Genomic DNA, 5,102 nt, shown 5'->3' with positions numbered 1-5,102 from the left:
GACGGGGGGCGGTCTCGTACATGGGGGTTCCGATCACGAGAAAATGTGACCCGGATCATACGCTCAGTGATTTCCCGGCGCGAGGCCCCCGCACCCGCCGGTTCCGGTCAGCGGAGGCGGAGGCCGATCAGGACCGGGTCGTGGTCGGACGAGCGGAACGCGTCCGGGGCGTAGAAGCGCGGCGGGTTGTACTCGGTGTTGTAGTCGAGGAACGTCGGCTCGTCGCTGTTGACGTGCCAGATCGTCGCGCCGGTGACGCGGCGGGACAGGGCCTTGCCCGCCAGCACGTGGTCCAACTCGCCGGATTGGCCGTCGAACACGTAGCTGTAGCGGTCCCGGGGCCGGACGAACCGCTCGGTCTGGCCGACCAGCCCGCCGCCCGTGAGCGTCTTCACCGGGTCCTCGGCGGTGTAGGCGTTGAGGTCGCCGAGGACGAGCGGGTTCCGCTCCTTCGCGGCCAGCGCGCCGACCGCCTTCGCTTGCAGGACGCGGCGGGCGTTGAAGCAGCTCTGGCCGTCGCCCTGGTCCTGGTCGGCGCCGGTGGCGCCGCCGCAGCCCTTCGACTTGAAGTGGTTCACGATCAGGGTGAACGCCGCGCCGCCCGAGGCGGGCCGGAACGCCTGCACGAGCGGCGGCCGCTCGAACACCGGCTCGGTGGACGAGCGCGCCGCGCCGACGGGCGTGACCCTCCTCGTCTTGTAGATGAGCGCGACGTGGATCTCGTCCGTCCCCGGGTTCGGGTGCCGGACCCAGGAGTACGTCCCCGCGCCTGCGGCGGTGTTCAGCCGGTCGACGAGCGCCTTGACGGCGGTGTCGCCGTTGTTCTCGACCTCCATGAGCCCGGCGACGTCGGCGTCCAGGCCCCTGAGCGCGGCGGTCAGCTTGGCGAGCTGCCGTTCCTGCTCGGCGGCGGAGTTCGCGCCGCGCTTGTTCAGCGTCGTGAACCAGTTGAGCGTGTTGAAGCTCGCCACCCGGACGTCGCCGCCCACGGGCCGCGGCTTGTCCGGGCGCGGGTTGGAGCGGGCGAAGTGCGCCGGCCTGGTCGGCTCCAGCCGGTACAGGCCGAACCCGTAGCTGAGCACGCCCGTGAGCCCGGACGTGGAGTCGCCGATCCGGACGACCCGGCGGTCCGTGTACGGGATCGTCGGCGGGTTCTGGACGTTCGACCCGTCGTCGACGAGGAGCCGCCGGGCGTTGTTGCCCGCCTGCGTCGAACGGTGCCCGTCCGTGGGCTGGAAGAGGCGGCCGCCGGCGGAGACCGTCAGCTCGCCGTAGCGGCCGAGCCGGTAGGTCTCGGTGGCGGTGAGCTTCTGCCCGAACCGGAGCAGGACGCCCTCATAACGTTCCAGGTCCTTCAGCGGCAGCCGCACGGCCGCGGGCGCCACCTTGCCCTTGCCGCAGACGTTCACCGACGTCACCGGCGACAGCTCGGTCAGCCCGTTGAACTCGACCGCCTTGCCGGTCGCCAGGACCCGGTCGCCCGGCTGGACCTCCTGGGCCGAGTACACGAAGATCCCGTCCGAGGTCACCGGGTCGCCGTCCGGTGTCGGGTCCTGGACGAAGAAGCCCTTGAGCTGGTCGGACCGCTGGAAGTCCGCGGTGACGACGCCCTCGACCCGGACGGTCCGCCCCGGCACGGGCGTCGCGTCCCCGCCGCCCTGGACCTGTGCGATCTGGTGGGTGGCGGGGGTGCCGCAGGTCTCCGGCTCCGCCGCCTCGGCCGCCTGGGCGGCGACGGCGAGGCCGGCGGTCAGGACGGCCGCGAGTGCTGCTGCTGTTGGGCGCATGCGCGGGAGAGTAGGCCGCGGCCGCCGCGCACCGGCGAACCGTTGGTGAAGACTCCACCAATTTGTAATGAGATGCCGCAATTGTTGGCTCCGTGTGACAGGGGGCACCGCGAAACGTCGGTGCCGCACGGTTCGATATCCCGCAGGGGAACCCGGCGGGAACCCCGGAGACCGCGCCGGGAAAAGCCGAAGAGGGGCCTGAGACGTGACCAACGAGTCGTCGGTCGGATCCGAGTACGCCCGCACCCGCGACATCGTCGCCGCCTCGGTCCTCCTGCTGCTCCTCACGGGGGTGCTGGTGACGGTCCTCGTCCAGGCGTGGCCGCCCGCGCCCGCCGCGGGGCCGGACGGGCGCGTCCCGCCGCCGGCGAGCGCGTCGACCGTCCACCTGCCGGGCTGGTCGCCCCGGGTGTCCCGCGAGGCGGGCCTGTTCGTCATCGTCCTGGCCGCCGGGGCGCTCGGCTCGGCCGTGCACGCCCTGCGCTCCATGTACTGGTACGTCGGGAACCGCTCGCTGCGCCGCAGCTGGCTGATGATGTACTTGTTCCTGCCGTTCGTCGGGGCCCTGCTCGGGCTGATCGTCTACCTCGTGCTGCGCGGCGGCCTGACCTCGCCGACGGGCGGTGCGTCCGATATCAACCCGTACGGCATCACCGCCATCGCCGCGCTGGTGGGCCTGTTCTCCCGGGAGACCGCCGAGAAGCTCCGCACCGTCTTCGCGACGCTGCTGGCGCCCGCCCAGCAGGGCCGCGACCAGGCGCTGGCGCCCCGGATCACCGCGATCGAGCCCGCGTCCGGTCCGGTCGGCACCACGGTCACGATCCACGGCGCGGGCCTGGCCTCGGCGACGCGCGTCCGCTTCGGCGGCGCCGAGTCGCCCGTGATGGACGTGACCGACGCGCGCCTGCGGACGACCGTGCCGCCCGGAGCCCTCACGGGCCGTCCGATCGTCGACACCCCCGGCGGCCCGGCGGGCGCGCCCGAGCCGTTCACGGTCGCCTGACGCCCTTCGCCGCGCCCCTCTTCGTGCCCTTCTTCACGTCCTTCTTCGCGTCCTGCCAGTGGTCGTGCCAGACGTCGTACGCGGCGCCGGGGAGCACGCGCGGCAGCTCCGAGGTGGGGAGCCGGCCCAGCTCGACGCCCGTGCTCGCCGCGCCGAACTGGAGGTCGATCTCGTAGGCCGTGCGGTCCAGGCTCTTCGGCCCGGCGACGAGGCAGGTGTAGCGGGTGCCCTGGAGCTCGTCGTCGGGGATGGCCGCGCCGACCGCCAGGCTGTTGGACACCACGACCCAGCTGCCGAGGCCCGCGATCTGCCGCTCGGCGCCCTGCTGCTCCCAGCGGTGCTCCAGGATCGGCTTGGAGAAGATCGGGACGAGCAGGTGCGAGACGCCGCAGGAGCGCAGCTCGCGCTCCCAGCCGATCGACTGGCCGAGGTCCTCGCAGATCAGCACCGCGAGCCGGCCGAGTGAGGAGTCGAGCAGCCGGACCCGGGTGCCGAGCGCCGCGTACTCCTCGGCCGTGCCGGAGTCCGGGGCGTTCGGCAGCCGCCACAGCCGCATCTGCGCCGCGTCCAGCGTGAAGCCGGACAGCTTGTCCTGGACGAGCAGCTCCTGACCCGTCCAGCGGTCGATCAGCACGGCGCGGTTCGGCGGCGGGTCGTCCGGGCCGAGGGGGCCGCTGCCGAGCAGCAGGAACCGCAGCGGGTGGCGGTCGCGGTCGCGCCCGGCGGTGTCGAACGCGACCTCCTTCCAGTGCTCCAGCAGCCCGTCCGACAGGGCGGCCTCGGGCATCACCGCGAGCCGCGCCCCTGACTCGTCCAGCCGCCGGATGATCGACTTGATGCGGCTGCGGATCCCGGCGGAGTCCATCGGCCGCAGCCGGTAGACGGTCATGCCGAGCCGCTCCTCGAACTCGATCTCCACGTCGTCGAAGGTCTCCAGCAGCGGCGCGCAGCCGACCGGCACCGGCTCCTCCCGGCCGAAGTGCGGGTCGTTCACGGCGGGCACGATCGCGTGCTCGATCCGGTCCCACTCGGCCTGCGGGACGCGCTGCACGCCGAAGAACTCGGCCTTGGCGCGCCGCCCGCGCGGACGTCCCGGGTAGGCGCACCGGGGGAGCAGCGCGCCCGTCGTGCCCTGCCCGTTCATCCTGCCCTCGGTCAGGTAGCCGACCAGCACGCCGGTCAGCGCGGGAGCGCCGTGGTACGGGCCGTACGGGCTGGCGTGGGCGAGCGCGGTGTCCAGGCCCAGCAGGATCGTGAAGCGGCCGAGGTCCCCGTCGCGGCCGATGATCTCCTCGGTGACCGCGGGGTCGAGCGTGCCGCAGTCCAGGACGATCTCGGCGACGGCGTTGGCCTCCCGCCGGACGCGCGGGTCGTCGTACCAGCGCGTGGCCGTCCAGCCCTGGAAGACGGCGTCGGGAATCTCGTCGTATAACCGGACGAACAAGTCCGCTGGTCCGGCCGGGTAGTCAGCTGACGCCGACTGGTCCGTCATAAGCGCCCCCGGGGAGTCTGACAGCGATGGTTGACAGGTGATGGCCCGATGCTAACCGGCCCGGGAGCGTCATTCAGTGGCATCCGCTACAGAGCGGCCGCCGACTTCACTTGACATTCACTTGGCATCGAGCGCACGCTGGAGGAATCCGGCCCCGCTCATCGACCTTGGAGTAGCCGTGAACGTGAGGGCAGAGACGACATCGAGTGATCGGTCGCCCGGAGGCGGTCGCCAGACGGAGGTCCGCCGGCTCATCGACGCGATGGAACACGCCAAGGTGATCAGCGACGGGCACTTCAGCGCCCTCGGCATGCTGATCACCGACGCGTCGCTGAGCGCGGACGAGCCGGCGCTCGTCGAATGCCAGGACGGGCTCCAGTGGCTGCACCGCCACTATCTGGACATCGACGCCCTCGACGGCCCGCAGCGCGAGCAGCGCGGACGGATCCTCGGCCTGATCGACGTCGTCCACTGGGCCCTCAGGCGGCTGCCGTCCGGGCTCCAGCTCGCGCTCCAGCCGGGCGGCCACGCCGCGCGGTTCCTGCTCGCCGTCGCACGCCGCCAGGGCCTGTCGAACCAGCAGCTCGCCGCCGAGCTCGGCACCGACGAGACCGAGATCAGCCGCGTCGGGCGCAAGTTGCTGTCGGCCGGCGTCGTGTGGCGCCGCAAGGAGTGGCGCCAGAACTCCTGGGACATCACCCCGCGCGGCCGCCACTACCTGGAGGCGTCCGGCCTCCTCCCGGACAGCACCTCGCCCGAGCACCCCGCCGCCGGGCACTCCGAGGAACGTTCCGGAGACCGCAGCGCCGAGGACGCCGCC

4 protein-coding genes are annotated in these 5,102 nt (G+C 72.5%); 2 read left to right on the top strand and 2 right to left on the bottom strand.

Translation table 11 applies throughout. From position 1 onward, the window contains the following. Positions 1-107: 107 nt before the first annotated feature. Entirely contained in the window at positions 108-1,787 is a 1,680-nt protein-coding gene (locus tag E1298_RS43880; protein WP_131903299.1) for an ExeM/NucH family extracellular endonuclease, read from the bottom strand. Between the two features lie 205 nt (positions 1,788-1,992). Between E1298_RS43880 and E1298_RS43875 the strand changes: the two genes are divergently transcribed. Further along, complete coding sequence (locus E1298_RS43875) at positions 1,993-2,790, top strand: IPT/TIG domain-containing protein (protein WP_131903298.1); 798 nt, start codon at positions 1,993-1,995, stop codon at positions 2,788-2,790. Here the strand turns inward: E1298_RS43875 and E1298_RS43870 are convergent. Beyond that, positions 2,777-4,234, bottom strand: coding sequence for a carbon-nitrogen hydrolase family protein (locus E1298_RS43870; protein WP_131903297.1), 1,458 nt, complete (start codon positions 4,232-4,234; stop codon positions 2,777-2,779). The genes E1298_RS43875 and E1298_RS43870 overlap by 14 nt on opposite strands. Before the next feature lie 310 nt (positions 4,235-4,544). On the opposite strand from E1298_RS43870, the gene E1298_RS43865 reads away from it, so the two are divergent. Beyond that, a partial coding sequence (locus E1298_RS43865) for a hypothetical protein (protein ID WP_131903296.1) occupies positions 4,545-5,102 on the top strand: 558 nt, incomplete at its 3' end.

Origin of the sequence: Actinomadura rubrisoli (assembly GCF_004349215.1) — a bacterium.
Taxonomy (GTDB): Bacteria; Actinomycetota; Actinomycetes; order Streptosporangiales; family Streptosporangiaceae; genus Spirillospora; species Spirillospora rubrisoli.
The sequence above is the reverse complement of the archived record's forward strand: the minus strand, read 5'-3'. Positions and strand labels throughout refer to the sequence as shown.

Coding starts and splice junctions, on each gene's coding strand:
- E1298_RS43880 (WP_131903299.1), bottom strand. CDS start 1,787: ATGCGCCCAACAGCAGCAGCACTCGCGGCCGTCCTGACCGCCGGCCTC.